This is a genomic window from Paenibacillus sp. J31R30, from assembly GCF_059692115.1.
Genome location: NZ_JCAUAV010000012.1, coordinates 35,311 through 49,854, shown reverse-complemented (window position 1 = coordinate 49,854; position 14,544 = coordinate 35,311). Strand labels below are relative to the sequence as shown.

Sequence of the window (14,544 nt, the reverse complement as noted above, 5' to 3'; positions counted from 1 at the left end):
AAACTCTCATCGTTTTCTAATAAACCATTCTCGGGCCGTGTGAGTCCTGTATTCCAGAGCTAGTTAGTAATCCTTAGGAGGTTTCAGGTGTGTTAAGGTTATCTCAGGCCAAGTGAAAGCCTAATACACGATCCATAAGGAGGATATCCAATCATGAATCCTATGAAAACGAATCGCCTGAAAAAGTCGCTATTAGGAATTACACTTAGTGTTTCCTTATTTGCTTCTATGAGTGTCATGGCTGCTCCACAAGCGGCTCACGCTGCTACAACGAATACGCTGTCCGCGGCATCAACTTCTGTATCTACCAAAGCCGACAGCATCATTAGCTTGGGTAAAAGATATCTTGGTGTTAGTTATAAGTTCGGCTCTCAGAAAGGAACTACACGCACATTTGACTGTTCTTCTTTTACTCAATATGTCTATGGCAAGTATGGAATTACGTTGCCGCGCTCTTCAAAAGAGCAGTCACAAGTAGGTAGTTACGTACCGAGGAATCAACTAAAACCAGGAGATCTAGTCTTCTTCTATTCGCCTATTCATCATGTTGGTATTTATATCGGGAATGGCAAGGTTATGCATACGTATGGCAGCCCTGGTGTAACCATTACGGATATGAACTCCGGTTGGTGGAGCAAACATTACAAGACGGCCCGCCGCGTAATTAAATAAAATTAGCCTTGATTGCAAGACCTCCTTCACCACTTCATTGGTGAGGGAGGTCTTTTGTCATACATCATAATAGATTCTTCGCTTCATGATCTCTACACTTTCCGGAAATGATTCATCCAACTCTGGATAAACCAAAATAGGATCAAAATTTAATTTTTTCTCATAGACCCCACTCCACGTCCCTTCACTTCATTTGAATATGATAACTAGAAGCTGACCAGAAACGTATCGCAAATTTCCAAGTAAAGGTGCTGTTAAGACGATGAATCAAGCAAGATCAATAAGCAGTAAATGGGTAAAAACGAAGATTCTTATGCAAAATCCAGAACTTCGCACATTTGTACCGGAAACCATGCTCTACAATCAAACTAACCTGCTTCATATGTTAGTTAAACATAAAATGGTTTATGTGAAGCCCAGCAGTGGCACTGCCGGACAAGGCGTTATTCGAGTGGTGAAAGATGATAACTATCGCTTTCAAGTCGGTAAGATTATTAAGTCTTTTAAAACCTTTCTGGCTTTATACACTGCTCTGAACAAAGCCAAGTTAAACAGAACATATTTGGTGCAGCAAGGTATTCATCTGTTAACCCATCACAATCGGATATTCGACATACGAATTATGGTCCAAAAAAGCCCGAAGAATATTTGGGAGGCCACTGGTTATATTGGCCGCGTCGCACACCCCAAAAAGATAGTGACGAATTTTCATAATAGCGGAAAACCACTTCCCTTAGAATTGTTACTAGGTTCCTATGTAACTGGCCAAAAGAAAAAAGAATATATTAGCAACCTACGAAACTTAGGGTCTCAAATTGCACAACATTATCAGAAGAGTTTCCCGAGATTCAAAGAAATCGGTATTGATATCGGAATCGATAAAGGTATGAAACCATGGGTACTAGAAGTAAACACGTCACCTGATCCCTTCATTTTCAACCAATTAAAAGATAAAAAGATGTTCTACAAAGTTCTGCGTTACGCAAGAGCAAACGGCCGGTTCTTACGTATGAAACGCAAGTAATTACAAACTCCAACCCCTTTTACATGTGGGATTGGAGTTTTTTAATTTAGATTAAGACAAATCGAAGAATTTGGCGAATGAAAAGGAATCTAAAAACGATGAAACCTCTCGCGTTCATGAATTTAATTCGTATTCTAGTTAACCCTCTTGCCACAACTCGTGCATTAAAAACAGTAATTGTTCCATTAGCGTTTCTGTAAACTATGCCATAGAATTGGTTGACCAAAAGCATCATATATCAACTCCTTTCTAATGAGTTAATATATAGTATTCTTATGATTCATAGATGCGAGGGCTAGTTTCATAGATTAATGAATTCTCATCAGCCTCTCATTTGAAGCGAGTAGACTAAGCAAGTCGATGGGCATAATAAAAGTCAACGGACGCCGACTTGAATGAAACATAAAAAGAAGAAACGAAAGACAATTGTCTCTCGTTTCTTCTTTTTTGCTTATATACGATCTAAATTTAGTCCATGCTTGTCGAAAATCCTCTTCATGACCTCAACGGCTTCCTCTTCATCAGGTCCCTGAATATCAAGCTTGTACACTTGATTGTTGAATAGTGTGACACTCAGACCAAGAATGCTTTTCACATCAATAAACCTCGTACCCACCTGAATGACGATACTGGATTGAAACTGATTCGCCGCTTGATTGATTTCTACAATGGCTTTTGTTTCCAAACCACCCATACAAATCCCTCCAATATAGTTCCTTCAATGACTCCGCTACTGTCGGCTTATTCGGTCTGACGAAACTCACGCGGTATCCGCCGCGCCGTCCCTGTTTGAATAGCCGCACGGATGACCGCTTCACGAATCCGTCTAACCACTTCTTGATTAAACACACTTGGAATGATGTATAACTTGTTCAATTCCTGCGGCGTGACAACCGACGCAATCGCGGCGGAAGCGGCCAGCTTCATTTCTTCATTAATCGTGGAGGCTTGGCAGTCCAAGGCTGCACGGAATATGCCTGGAAAGCAAAGCACATTGTTAATCTGATTCGGGAAATCCGAGCGCCCCGTAGCAACGACACCCACGATATCTTCGATTTCATCGGGATGAATTTCAGGCGTTGGATTCGCCATCACGAACACCACGGGCTTAGCTGCCATCCGCTCCACATCAACCCGCTTCAGCAAGCCTCCTGCGGACAGCCCGATGAACACATCTGCTCCTTCGATGACGTCATGCAGGGGACCTGAGCGCAGGCTAGGATTCGTCCGCTCCGCGTATTCATTCCAATGCGGGTTGTCGTACTCTTTCGTACGTACCAACGCACCTTCACGGTCAACCCCGATCAGTTCCTTCACGCCTGCAGCCAGCAAAATATTGGAGCAAGCCATTCCCGCTGCGCCAATACCGCAGACGACAACTTTAGCCTCATTAATCTGCTTGCCGACTACTTTCAGCGCATTGATGAGCCCAGCGTATAAGACCACTGCCGTACCATGTTGGTCGTCATGGAATACGGGAATGTCCAGCTCCTGGCGCAGCCGCTCTTCAATTTCAAAACATCGCGGGGAGGAGATGTCCTCCAGATTAATACCGCCGAACCCTGGTGCCATATGCTTGATAGTCGCGATGATTTCTTCGGTACTTTGCGTGCTTAAACAAATTGGAAAGGCATCGACATCAGCAAACTGCTTGAACAACATCGCCTTGCCTTCCATGACTGGCATCGCCGCATAAGGTCCGATGTTTCCAAGTCCGAGCACGGCACTGCCGTCGGAAACAACAGCGACCGTATTTCGCTTGATCGTCAGCTTGTAGGCGTTATCCTCATTTTCATGGATAGCCATACAGACCCTGGCAACATCCGGCGTGTATACACGGGACAGATCGTCCCTGTTCTGGATCGGTGATTTGGGCTTCATCTCGATTTTGCCGCCGAGATGAAGCAGGAATGTGCGATCCGACACGTGTACGAGTCGCACGCCAGCGAGATCCTTCATCCTAGCGACAATACTGTCCAGCTGGGACTGTTCGGGAGCGGATACGGTAATGTCTCGAACTGTCCAATTCGCACCGGTTTGAATAACGTCAATCGCGATAACATCCCCGCCGCTTTCGGTAATTAACGTTATTAATTGACCGAAATGGATTTGCTCGGTCAGCAATTCCAGACGTAAAATAATACTTTTGCCACCCATCGTATTTTTCATATTCATTACCCTTCCTCGTTCACAAGTACATTTTTTCCTCTGAGTTTCAATATGAGCGGAATGGTAATCCAGATCAGACCGATAATGAGAAATACTAGCGAAACCGGTTTTTGCAGGAAGATCATGAAATCACCATTTGAAATGGTAAGTGCTCTACGCATGTTGTTTTCCATCATTGGCCCCAAAATAAGACCAAGCACGAGTGGTGCTAGCGGATAATCGTTCTTAGACAAGAAGTATCCCACAAGACCGCAACCCATAATGAGCATTAAATCAAACGTCGAATACTGTACGGCATACACCCCGAATACGGAAAAGACGATAATTAACGGAATTAAATATTTAGAAGGTGTTTCAATCACTTTGGCAAACACTTTAACCAGCGGCATATTAAGAATGAGCAGCATGAGATTGCCGACAAACATACTTGCAATGACGCCCCATGCCAGCTGTGGGTGATCCTGGAATAATAATGGACCTGGCTGAACATTGTACATAATGAAAGCACCCATTAGAATCGCCGTAGTACCCGAGGACGGGATCCCCAATGTCAGAAGTGGAATCATCGCTCCTCCAGATGCAGCATTATTCGCAGCCTCCGGTGAAGCCACCCCTTCAATCGCTCCCTTGCCGAATTTCTCTGGATTTTTGCTAATCTTTTTCTCTACGATATAAGCGAAGAATGAAGCAAGAATAGCGCCCGCGCCTGGAAGTAAACCGATAAAAAAACCAAGCACGGAACCGCGCGCTATAGGTGCAGCGCTGTCTTTCATATCTTGTTTTGTCGGCAGAATGCGATTGATTTTGGCAATCTCGCCATCGTTTCCTTCGCGCTGAAGGATGGTTTTGAACACTTCGCCGACAGCAAATGTACCCACGGCCACAGTCAAGAATTCCAAGCCCTGATATAACTCAGGAATGCCAAAGGTGAATCGCTCCACGCCTGACACGTTATCAATACCGATTGTCGCTAACAAAAGACCAAATGCCGTCATCATAAGCGCCTTCACCATTGATTTCCCAGCAAGACCGCTAATCGCGAGCAAGCCGAGCACCATCAAGGAGAAATATTCAGCGGGTCCGAACTTAATGGCTACCGCAGATAACGGACGTGCCAGGAAGATGAGACCAATCAGTGAAATAATGCCCGCTGCGAAGGAACCGATTGCTGAAATCGCAAGCGCAGCCCCAGCTCTACCCTGTTTGGCCATTTGATAGCCATCCAGTGTTGTGACGACAGAAGATGACTCGCCTGGCGTGTTCAACAGAATCGACGTGGTGGAGCCTCCGTACATCGCCCCATAATACACCCCTGCCAGCAAAATGATGGAACTCGTAGCGGCTTCTTCTGGGCCTAAGCCGGCTGTCATGGTTGCCGTGATCGGAATCAAGAGAGCTACACCGCTCATCGGACCAATGCCAGGAAGAACGCCAACCACCGTACCAATCAATACGCCCAAAAATACAAAAATAACATTATGCCACTGCATCGCCGTGCCTAAACCGTGCATCACATAATCCAAAGTGCTCATCTTATGCCCCCCCTAACCATGTTGGAAATCCGGGAAGCGAACCATCCAGCAGATTCACATATAAGTAATACACGCCATAAGAGAAGCAAGCTGCAATCAGCAAGGAAACCCATACTCTACCCTTTTGCATCGTTTGAAAACCAATCATTAGGAACAGGAACGTGGAGATCACGAACCCGATATCTTCAAGGAAATAGGCATATAACACAGCCGCGATGAAAATAATGAGAAATCGTTTGTAGTCCAAATTTTCTTTACCCTTCTCAGCACGCTGCTTACGGAACGTCTCGTAAATAAGACGCACACTCATTAAAGACAAGAACGAGCCCAAAATCATCGGAAAAATATTGGCACCTACATTACTACCGTAAGCACTTGTTGAAATACCTAAAGAACCAATCACAAAGGCAAGGCCAATGGCGAAAAATGCGATGCCTGCATAACGATCAAACGTTGTATTCATTTCTCTGCCTCCTACCCTAACACAATAAACGACTACTCCATCCGCTTAGGACCGGAGCGTTTATCTAGAAATTAAGCCGACTTATAATGTGAAACATTTAAATTCTTATATTTGGGCAAGGGAGAAGAGGTCATCTTCTCCCTTGTCTCGTTAGGTTTTATTTCTGCATACCAAGCGCTGTCAGCATGTCTTTCAATTGTGTTTCTTGCTGGCCCAAGAAAGCTTTGAAATCATCTGCTTTCTTATAATCTGACTCCCAGCTGTTCGCTTGCATTTCTTTTTTCCAAGCATCGGAATCTACCATTTTCTTAATCGTATCTTCCCAGTATTTTTTTGCGTCTGCTGACATGTCCTTCGGTCCGAAGAAACCGCGCCAAATCAGAAATTCTGCATCAACGCCTTGCTCCTTCATGGTCGGAACATCTTTCAGGCTGCCACCAAGACGGGCAGGTGCTGCAACAGCAAGTATACGGATTTTACCAGCTTTCACGTATTGATCTAAAGAAGAAGCATCTGTACCTAAGACATCAGCATTACCGCCAAGCAATGCAGTTACGGCTTCACCGCCACCGTCATAGGACACGTATTTCACTTTTTTCGGGTCAATGCCATATTTGAATGCTGGTAAAATCGATACCAAGTGGTCCATGGAGCCAGGTGCCGACCCACCAGCAACGGTTAGCTTCGTAGGATCTGCTTTCATATCATCGAGCAAAGATTTCAGATCTTTATATTTCGAATTGGCTGCTACCGCGACAGCACCGTAGTCTTTGGTCAATTGCGCTAGCGGCGTCGTATCATTGTATCCGTAAGGTGTGTTTCCTTCCTTTTTCAAGTGATTAATGAGAATTGGAGGTGAACTCACGAACAGTTTATAGTTATCTTTGATATCTTTAGTCGCGTATTCCGCCATAAATACAGTACCGCCGCCGCCTGGTTTGTTTTCAACTGAGACGGGCTTATCGACTGCTTTTGTTTCCGTTAATACTTTAGCGATGGTACGTGCAGTCATATCCCAGCCGCCGCCAGCACCAGATGGAGCGATAATGCTAAGTGCTTTTTCCGGATAATTGGATTTCGCAGCTGCTGGAGCTGATGACGATGATGGTTTCGCTGAATTGTTCCCGCAAGCGGCCAAACTAACTGCAAGCAAGCTAATAGCTGTTACTTTCCAAGACGCTGAAAAAAGTTGTTTTATCAAATGAAACCCCTCCATGTTTGGTTTTGATTTCTCATGTATCCGCTTTCTTTAAAGCGTTTTCAGAATAACACCCCCTGTGTCTATTGGGAAGTTTATGGCGATTAGTTATAATAACGGCGTTTTGACCATTTTGTTCATATTGTTCACGGATCTGGAGACCCTATAATCATCAAAATGAGAGCGCTTTATGTTACAATACCAAACACATACATTCTTCTAAATCAACCAACAATGGGAGGCCTGCGTGGAACATGAGGCTTCATACCAAGCTCATCCTCATTATTTGTTCGTTCCTTTCCATCGTCATCATCAGTTTGGGCAGTATATTTTATTACATGATGACCACAGCACTTGAGGATCAAATCGGAACTCGTGCCTTAAAGGTTGCTGAAACCGTTGCTAATATGTCTGATATTCGTATGGCTTTTCAAACTTCGGATCCGTCCAAGATCATCCAGCCTCTCGCCGAAAAGATAAGAGATCAAATCGATGCCGAGTATATCGTTGTCGGGAACCGCGAAGGCATTCGCTACTCACACCCGCTTCCTGAACGAATAGGGCAAGAAATGGTCGGCGGGGACAACGGTCCTGTTCTTGCAGGCCAATCGATCATCTCCAAAGCCATCGGATCACTCGGCCCTTCACTTCGCGGTAAAGCGCCCCTATTTGATGATCAAGGAAATGTCATCGGCATTGTGTCCGTCGGATTTCTTACGAAAGACATCAATTCGATTACCTACGCTTATCAATCGCGAATCGAGCTAATTTCCCTCATCGTCCTTGTCGTTGGCCTGATCGGTTCCGTCCTTATCGCACGTAATGTCCGAAGCTCCATACATGGACTTGAGCCTAAAGAAATCGGTGAGCTGTATACCGAGAAACAAGCCATTCTGCAAACAATCCGTGAAGGAATTATCGCGGTAAACCGAGAAGGCATCATCACGATGGCAAATCGCTATGCTTTGCAGCTTATGCAGCTGCCTCTAAGTGCCAAAATCACGGGCAGACACATTGAAGATGTGATCCCGAACACGCGATTGCATGAAGTGGTACGTACGGGCGAAGCCGAGTTCGACCATGAAATGCTCATCGGCGATCATGATGTCATCGTCAATCGCGTTCCGATTGTTAGCCGGAAACACGGTGTCACTGGCGCCGTTTCCAGCTTTCGAAGTAAATCCGAACTCTACCGATTGGCCGAGGAACTCTCTCAGGTGAAACGCTTCGCTGAAGCGCTGCGTGCACAAACGCATGAGTTCTCTAACAAGCTGTATGTCATCTCTGGACTCATTCAGCTGGAATCCTATCAAGAAGCTGTCGATCTCATCTCCAAGGAATCGGATGTGCACCAGAACTGGGTGCAATTCATCATGACCGAAATCCCAGATCCTATGATCGGTGGGCTGTTGATTGGCAAATTCAATCATGCACAGGAGCTGAAGCTAACTTTTGAAATCGACCGCGAAAGCTCTTTCCGAGATATCCCTGCGGAAATCGATCGGAATTTACTCGTCACCATCATCGGCAACTTGATTGACAATGCCATGGAAGCGGTTCTGGCCGTTGAGGTACAGCAAACACCGTATGTAAAATTATTTTTAACTGATCTTGGCGAGGATTTGATTATCGAATGCGAGGACTGCGGCGTCGGTATTCCTGACGAATTAGGTAACGCCGTATTTGAGAAAGGATTCTCAACCAAAGCAGGTGAACATCGCGGCATTGGTTTAGCCTTAGTCCAGCACGCAGTACATAAGCTTAACGGGTATATTACTTTCCATAAAAATCCAGACTGCGGCACGCTCTTCACTGTTGCTATACCGAAACATTCCATGTCCACAGAAAGGAGTTCAACCGCTGATGATGGAACACCAACAACCGACCATTGAAGTTTTGATCATCGAAGACGATGTGAAAATCGCGGAAATTAATCGGAGATTTATTGAAAAAGTAGACGGCTTTCACGTTGTCGGAATCGCTACAGACGAGGCTCAAGCCAAAGAGCAGCTAGACATTTTACGGCCAAATTTAGTTCTGCTGGATATTTATATTCCTGGCTCCAATGGATTGGACATGCTCTCTTATATTCGTCAACATTTCCGAGATACCGACGTCATTATGATCACGGCAGCCAAGGAAGTCGAAGCAATACGGGAAGCCGTCCGCAGCGGAGCGTTCGATTATATTATGAAACCGCTTATTTTCAATCGGCTGCAGGAAACACTCCTGCGTTATCTGGATTTTCATCGTGAGCTGAATCGTCTTAATCTCAGTGGTTCTATTAATCAAAGCGATGTCGATCGCCTTATTTCGGTAACGGGGAAGAAGGATTCCCGCCCTGAGATTTCCTATCTCCCTAAGGGCATCGACAAATTAACGCTTGTCAAAATTGTACAAGCGATTTCTGCAGCGGCAAACGGCATGTCCGCGGATCAAATCGCCAAAGAAATTGGCGTAAGTCGTTCGACAGGACGTCGTTATCTGGAGCATTTGGTCTCCTCGGGCGAAGTATTCGCCGATCTGACCTATGGCGTCGTTGGGCGTCCCGAGAGGGTTTATCGCAAAAGGGAATCGTGATTAATCTCTGAACGTCTTCTATATATTTCTATAGAAAAAGCCCAGTAAATCAACAATCTGATTTACTGGGCTTGGCTTCTCTATTTTCCATACTATTGTTTACTTCTCAAAAATAGGCACTTTCAGCAAAGCCTTTCTGACATATTCCGTCTCTGTTCCCTTGCACCAAGGTCTGTGCACATCCGAAGGCAAAAAGATTACATATTGCCCTGGATAAAGCGTCAATGCCATTTCATTATCTACACCATGGAAAAAGGTATGATCATCAATGACCGGACTCACCTCAACCGGTTGATTCTTCTCGCAATCTCGAGCAAACCCAATGGTCTCCGATCCGGCGAGGATATAGTGAATATCCATGTAACGCTGATGCCGCTCTGGCAATGCCTCCGAGAAGGGAATCGTCGCTGTCGTTTTCACAACTAGATAGGTGCCGTCTTCTCCTACAGGATATACCCCATCATCGATTTCATTGAATGAGCATGTATAGAGGTAGTCCAAATGCTGTGCAAGCAGCTCTGAGCTCAACCATTTTTCCTCTGGCCACTTGCGGAAATCCCCTAAGATCAACTTCGGTTCCTCCTAGCCAACTTATGTTTTCACTAGCATCAATAACGACCCTGCTATCGGTGTCATGATCATCGCAGAGCGAAGAAGCAGCTTCGGGGCTCTCTTCGTAAATTTAGCCCCAATATACGAGCCGATCATCGTCCCTGCTACGACTTGAGCGAGTAATACAAAATCCAAGAATCCGGCTTGGAAAAACCCTATCGAACCGAACAAGGCGATCGGTAGAATAACGACCATTGTCGTTCCTACCGCCTGTCGGAGTGGAAAGCCGAATAAAATGAGCAAAGCCAGTTGAATAAACGGGGTAGATCCAATCCCGAATACACCAGACAGCGAACCTGTAATGAGCCCCGTCAGTGCGGCTAACACCCAGAACCTCAACTTCTTTACCTCATCAGCTTCCTCAGCAATCACTCGCTCCTTCGCAGAGAACACTTTGCTTGTCCGAAGCCAGATGAGGAGCCCTGAGACGAACAGCATACCGCTGGTCAGCCAGATCAGTTGATCCGCTGCAATCATACGAGCCACGAAGGTTCCGGCATACGCGCCACCCGCCCCGAAGGCCCCAATAATGAGGCCTGAGCGAAGCCTTGCATTCCCTTCTCGGAAATGACTGATCGAACCGGATAAGGTTGTAAATACCATCGCTGCAATCGAAGTGCCAAGCGCCGTATGAACAGGGATATGGAATACCGCCAAGAGAATCCCAATTATAAAGCCTGACCCCCCCGTCCCGGCAAACCCTAGGATCATCCCCATCAGAAGCATGGTTGCTAATATGTCCACATTCGCCATCTACTTTCTCATTCAGGTTGTTTGAAAGGCATATTGTTGATAGAAAGAAGGCCGCATATCCGTACGATTCCGATTATGTCCGTTTTCGCGAATAAACTTCAGGTAATCCAGATTAATATCCCCGACGACGACCATTTCCACATTCGCTTCCCCTTGGCTGACAATCGCATTTGGCGTGCCAATCATCGGTTGAATTGGTGAATAGATGCCGCTTTTACCCGTGAATGTAAATCCGTAAGGAATATGCGTTGGGAACGGAATCGATCCAATCATGTGACTGTTTACGACGTACACCTGATTCTCCGAAGCTCTTGCCTGAGCGAACAGGATATTGCGGCTCTGCCCCCACTCATCGAGACAACAGGTTGGCGCGAGAATAATATCAGCCCCCATTTGACTAAGGATACGCGCCACTTCTGGAAAAGAGTTATCATAGCAGATGGAGATGCCATAGGTCACACCATTTATTTCGAAAACATCCAGCTTGTCGCCAGGCGTGGTCAATTCTTTGTTATACACCATTTCATAGGAAGGATGGATCTTGTTCTGTTCGAATACAGCACCGCTAGCCGTGAAGACATACGCTGTATTGTAATAGCATTTACGATCCGGCTGGTAAGCGAAATGCGTTCCAGCAGCGAGTGTAATTTGATACTCTCTGGCCAAATTGGCACATAATTGCTTGATCGCAGCTGTGTACTCTTTACCAAACCACTCGAATACTTTCGTGACATCTTCCGTACTTTTAATGTCAAAATGGTGCAGCGTGAGCAGCTCGATCGCAAAGAATTCCGGCAATAAGAGCAGCTCCGCCCCTTGTGCTACGGCTGATTCAACGTGCCAACGAACATGATCCTCAAAGTCTTTCATTGATCTTAATTTTTTGGCCCGAAACTGGCTGCTGGCAATCTTCATCCTAGTTAACTCCTCTCAGTTCGACCTCATGGGTGATCTTGCGCATGAATTGATTCATCCGTGCATTTTTCATATGGAAGACTTCATCTGGTTTCCCGCTCATCGTAATTTGACCATCCTCCATAAAAAGAACACGATCAGATACGTTACGAGCAAAGTTCATCTCATGTGTGACAACAACCATCGTCATGCCTTCCTTGGCCAGCTTGACCATAATATCGAGCACTTCATGGACCAATTCAGGGTCTAGTGCGGACGTCGGCTCGTCGAACAAAATAACCTTCGGTTCCATGGCCAATGCTCTTGCTATCGCCACACGTTGCTGCTGTCCACCTGATAAATTAGCGGGATACTCATTAATTTTCTCTTGCAAGCCAACCTTCTCAAGCAGTTTAATCGCTTTCGCTTCTGCTTCCTTACGAGGGACTTTCTTTACAATGCGCGGACCTTCCGTTACGTTATCGAGCACAGTCTTGTTCGGCCACAAATTAAATTGCTGAAAAACCATGCTGACTTCTGAACGAAGCCAGGTCAATTTCATATACGATTGCAGCGTTAAGCGACCGCGGGCGTTCGTCTTATATTCCGCTTTGCGCGTATCGACGTAAATCTCCCCTGAGGTTGGCACCTCCAGCAGATTCATGCAGCGGAGCAAGGTGCTTTTCCCCGCACCGCTCGGCCCGATAATAGAGACAACCTCACCCTCCCGAATTTCGAGATTGATTTGATCCAGTACCTTTTTCGTCTGAAACTGTTTATTTAATCCACGAATATGAATCATATCTCCTGCCTCCTACCTCTTAGCAATACGCAGCTTCTTTTCGATGAAGAATTGCAGCAGCATGATCGAGCTGGTCATGGTTAAGTAAATAACGCCTGCCACACCCAGCGTTTCTATGACGCTGTATGTACTGTTATAAGCCCGTTGAGCGCCAAGCATTAAATCCGGCACGGTTACAATCGAAACGATGGCTGACTCTTTCAGCATAATGACGCAGTTATTAATATAAGGCGGTGTTAACAGTCTAATTGCCTGCGGAATGGTGATGCGAATCATTTTCTGAAAAGGATTCATCCCGATCGAATCCGCTGCCTCCAATTGGCCGCGATCCACGGACATGATGCCTGCTCGAATAATTTCCGACTTAAAAGATGCTGAATTTATCGACATGGCCGCAAGCCCTGCGATAAACGCAGGAAGCTTGAGACCGAATGGTGTTGCATAGTAAAGCCAGAACAAGGTCAACATTAACGGAGTTCCTCGAAACACCCATACATATATGAAGGCAATGCCGCGAACCACACTGATACTGGAAAGTCTCATCAGAGCAATAAAGTAGCCAAGTATTGTTGCGCACAAGATGGCTAGTATGGAGATTTTGAAAGTCGTCAGCGCCCCCTCAAGATAGAGGGGCATATAATTGGATACAATTTCCCAGTCCATGCCAATCACTCATTTTCTGCTTATTTTTAGATTACTTCGGAAGTGGTGCCCCTACCCATTTAGTAGCCAGCTTATCGATGGTGCCATCCTTCATTTTCTCGTCAATCAGACTATCAATGATTGCTTTTAATTCAGGTTCATTTTTACGCATACCGACACCCATATTTTTCACTGCAGCTACTTTACCAACTAATTTAAGTGGTTTATCACTCTTATCATTCTTGATGTAATCATTCGCTGCAATGTTACCAACGGCATAGAGATCGATTCGTCCTGCTTTCAGATCTGTGAATGCTTCCGCATTCCCTGGGTATTCCTTCAGCTCTTTGAAGCCTCCGAACTCCTTAATGACGGTATGTGTCGCCGATCCGCCAATAACACCCGTAATCAGACCGCTTAGCTTCGTCACGTCCTCTACTTTCGAGCTATCCTTCAAGGTCACTGCTACCGTGCCGTCTTTTCCATAAGGAATGGAGAAATCAATACTTTTCTTTCTCTCATCCGTTTCGGAAAGGGCTGACATCACGAGATCAAATTTCCCTGCTACGAGACCTGGAATTAAGCCCGCAATATTTCCTGGCACGAACTCAACCTTTACGCCAAGCTTCTCTGCAATCATCGTCCCGATATCAATATCTAGACCCGTAATCTGGCTTTGTTCATTCATGAAGGTCATAGGACGGAAATTCCCGCTTGTTCCAATAACGAGTTTGCCATTCTTTTTAATTTGTTGAACCGTTTCTGATGTTGCTGGTGCGCTTGTTGCTGCCACTGCGGGTGTAGTTGAAGCTGCTGACTGATCGGTAGGCTTTGCAGATGTACCTGTTGTCGTTGCCTTAGCTCCACAAGCGGTAACTAACAAAAGCGAAGCGATAACCAAACCCTTACTTATCCATTTAACATGTTTCATTTCCCCAGCTCCCCGTAATGTATATTGTCTTTATATGTTAGATTATATATCACAATAATTCGCTTTACATTGGAGTCTCTTCACAAATCTATCATGGCCCCATTGTGAACATTTCACAAAGGATCAGCACTCTCTATGGTACTATTCAACGATTTATTCGACTTTCCCTTTATATACATAAGATTTTTTTAGTATTTCCACTAAATTAGCTCTTTCCTCAACCACCAATATACGTTAGGTTTATTAACATAATAACTGAGGAGGTTATACCT

General features: G+C 45.3%; 15 protein-coding genes. 4 read left to right on the top strand and 11 right to left on the bottom strand.

The window, feature by feature from the left end; translation table 11 throughout:
- Window positions 1–162 precede the first annotated feature (162 nt).
- Both AC58QO_RS27330 and AC58QO_RS27325 read left to right on the top strand, forming a co-directional pair.
- Window positions 163–672 (top strand): C40 family peptidase, encoded by a 510-nt coding sequence (locus AC58QO_RS27330; protein ID WP_497271332.1) that lies wholly within the window; start codon window positions 163–165, stop codon window positions 670–672.
- A gap of 262 nt (window positions 673–934) precedes the next feature.
- Complete coding sequence (locus AC58QO_RS27325; RefSeq protein ID WP_497271127.1) at window positions 935–1,696, top strand: YheC/YheD family protein; 762 nt, start codon at window positions 935–937, stop codon at window positions 1,694–1,696.
- Window positions 1,697–2,147: 451 nt separating this feature from the next.
- Here AC58QO_RS27325 and AC58QO_RS27320 read toward each other — a convergent pair whose 3' ends face one another.
- The 5 genes from AC58QO_RS27320 to AC58QO_RS27300 all read right to left on the bottom strand — a co-directional run bounded on the left by AC58QO_RS27320 (window position 2,148) and on the right by AC58QO_RS27300 (window position 7,076).
- A complete protein-coding gene (locus AC58QO_RS27320) occupies window positions 2,148–2,390 on the bottom strand; it encodes an HPr family phosphocarrier protein (protein ID WP_497271125.1) in 243 nt (80 codons plus the stop codon).
- A gap of 47 nt (window positions 2,391–2,437) precedes the next feature.
- A complete protein-coding gene (locus AC58QO_RS27315; protein WP_497271330.1) occupies window positions 2,438–3,865 on the bottom strand; it encodes an NAD-dependent malic enzyme in 1,428 nt (475 codons plus the stop codon).
- 5 nt (window positions 3,866–3,870) lie between these two features.
- Window positions 3,871–5,397 carry a tripartite tricarboxylate transporter permease gene (locus AC58QO_RS27310; RefSeq protein WP_497271123.1) on the bottom strand — a complete coding sequence of 509 codons (1,527 nt, stop codon included), beginning with the start codon at window positions 5,395–5,397 and terminating at the stop codon, window positions 3,871–3,873.
- Window position 5,398: 1 nt separating this feature from the next.
- Complete coding sequence (locus AC58QO_RS27305) at window positions 5,399–5,860, bottom strand: tripartite tricarboxylate transporter TctB family protein (RefSeq protein WP_497271121.1); 462 nt, start codon at window positions 5,858–5,860, stop codon at window positions 5,399–5,401.
- A 157-nt stretch (window positions 5,861–6,017) separates the two neighbouring features.
- Complete coding sequence (locus tag AC58QO_RS27300) at window positions 6,018–7,076, bottom strand: tripartite tricarboxylate transporter substrate binding protein (RefSeq protein ID WP_497271119.1); 1,059 nt, start codon at window positions 7,074–7,076, stop codon at window positions 6,018–6,020.
- A 236-nt stretch (window positions 7,077–7,312) separates the two neighbouring features.
- Here AC58QO_RS27300 and AC58QO_RS27295 point away from each other — a divergent pair, with 236 nt between their 5' ends.
- Together AC58QO_RS27295 and AC58QO_RS27290 are read left to right on the top strand one after the other, a co-directional pair.
- A complete protein-coding gene (locus AC58QO_RS27295; RefSeq protein WP_497271117.1) occupies window positions 7,313–8,950 on the top strand; it encodes an ATP-binding protein in 1,638 nt (545 codons plus the stop codon).
- The gene (locus tag AC58QO_RS27290) at window positions 8,922–9,638 is read left to right on the top strand and encodes a response regulator (RefSeq protein WP_497271115.1); all 717 of its coding nucleotides are present in this window, start codon (window positions 8,922–8,924) and stop codon (window positions 9,636–9,638) included. The genes AC58QO_RS27295 and AC58QO_RS27290 overlap by 29 nt, the downstream gene beginning before the upstream one ends.
- Before the next feature lie 99 nt (window positions 9,639–9,737).
- Here the strand turns inward: AC58QO_RS27290 and AC58QO_RS27285 are convergent, their stop codons facing one another.
- Genes AC58QO_RS27285 through AC58QO_RS27260 form a run of 6 tightly spaced genes read right to left on the bottom strand, consistent with a single transcriptional unit; the run spans window position 9,738 to window position 14,272 of the window.
- Entirely contained in the window at window positions 9,738–10,208 is a 471-nt protein-coding gene (locus AC58QO_RS27285) for a NanQ anomerase/TabA/YiaL family protein (protein ID WP_497271113.1), read from the bottom strand.
- Window positions 10,209–10,229: 21 nt separating this feature from the next.
- Window positions 10,230–11,003: a sulfite exporter TauE/SafE family protein gene (locus tag AC58QO_RS27280; RefSeq protein ID WP_497271111.1), complete on the bottom strand. Its 774-nt coding sequence runs from the start codon at window positions 11,001–11,003 to the stop codon at window positions 10,230–10,232.
- A 12-nt stretch (window positions 11,004–11,015) separates the two neighbouring features.
- A complete protein-coding gene (locus tag AC58QO_RS27275; protein WP_497271109.1) occupies window positions 11,016–11,918 on the bottom strand; it encodes a nitrilase-related carbon-nitrogen hydrolase in 903 nt (300 codons plus the stop codon).
- A 1-nt stretch (window position 11,919) separates the two neighbouring features.
- Entirely contained in the window at window positions 11,920–12,699 is a 780-nt protein-coding gene (locus AC58QO_RS27270) for an amino acid ABC transporter ATP-binding protein (protein WP_497271107.1), read from the bottom strand.
- A gap of 12 nt (window positions 12,700–12,711) precedes the next feature.
- Window positions 12,712–13,362, bottom strand: a complete 651-nt coding sequence (locus AC58QO_RS27265; protein WP_497271105.1) for an amino acid ABC transporter permease — start codon at window positions 13,360–13,362, stop codon at window positions 12,712–12,714.
- Between the two features lie 31 nt (window positions 13,363–13,393).
- Window positions 13,394–14,272: a substrate-binding periplasmic protein gene (locus AC58QO_RS27260; RefSeq protein WP_497271103.1), complete on the bottom strand. Its 879-nt coding sequence runs from the start codon at window positions 14,270–14,272 to the stop codon at window positions 13,394–13,396.
- Between the last annotated feature and the right edge of the window lie 272 nt (window positions 14,273–14,544).

Excerpts from the sequence above, each read along its gene's own strand:
- AC58QO_RS27330 (WP_497271332.1), top strand. The coding sequence starts at position 163 with ATGAAAACGAATCGCCTGAAAAAGTCGCTATTAGGAATTACACTTAGT.
- AC58QO_RS27325 (WP_497271127.1), top strand. The coding sequence starts at position 935 with ATGAATCAAGCAAGATCAATAAGCAGTAAATGGGTAAAAACGAAGATT.
- AC58QO_RS27320 (WP_497271125.1), bottom strand. The coding sequence starts at position 2,390 with ATGGGTGGTTTGGAAACAAAAGCCATTGTAGAAATCAATCAAGCGGCG.
- AC58QO_RS27315 (WP_497271330.1), bottom strand. The coding sequence starts at position 3,865 with ATGAAAAATACGATGGGTGGCAAAAGTATTATTTTACGTCTGGAATTG.
- AC58QO_RS27310 (WP_497271123.1), bottom strand. The coding sequence starts at position 5,397 with ATGAGCACTTTGGATTATGTGATGCACGGTTTAGGCACGGCGATGCAG.
- AC58QO_RS27305 (WP_497271121.1), bottom strand. The coding sequence starts at position 5,860 with ATGAATACAACGTTTGATCGTTATGCAGGCATCGCATTTTTCGCCATT.
- AC58QO_RS27300 (WP_497271119.1), bottom strand. The coding sequence starts at position 7,076 with ATGGAGGGGTTTCATTTGATAAAACAACTTTTTTCAGCGTCTTGGAAA.
- AC58QO_RS27295 (WP_497271117.1), top strand. The coding sequence starts at position 7,313 with ATGAGGCTTCATACCAAGCTCATCCTCATTATTTGTTCGTTCCTTTCC.
- AC58QO_RS27290 (WP_497271115.1), top strand. The coding sequence starts at position 8,922 with ATGATGGAACACCAACAACCGACCATTGAAGTTTTGATCATCGAAGAC.
- AC58QO_RS27280 (WP_497271111.1), bottom strand. The coding sequence starts at position 11,003 with ATGGCGAATGTGGACATATTAGCAACCATGCTTCTGATGGGGATGATC.
- AC58QO_RS27275 (WP_497271109.1), bottom strand. The coding sequence starts at position 11,918 with ATGAAGATTGCCAGCAGCCAGTTTCGGGCCAAAAAATTAAGATCAATG.
- AC58QO_RS27270 (WP_497271107.1), bottom strand. The coding sequence starts at position 12,699 with ATGATTCATATTCGTGGATTAAATAAACAGTTTCAGACGAAAAAGGTA.
- AC58QO_RS27265 (WP_497271105.1), bottom strand. The coding sequence starts at position 13,362 with ATGGACTGGGAAATTGTATCCAATTATATGCCCCTCTATCTTGAGGGG.
- AC58QO_RS27260 (WP_497271103.1), bottom strand. The coding sequence starts at position 14,272 with ATGAAACATGTTAAATGGATAAGTAAGGGTTTGGTTATCGCTTCGCTT.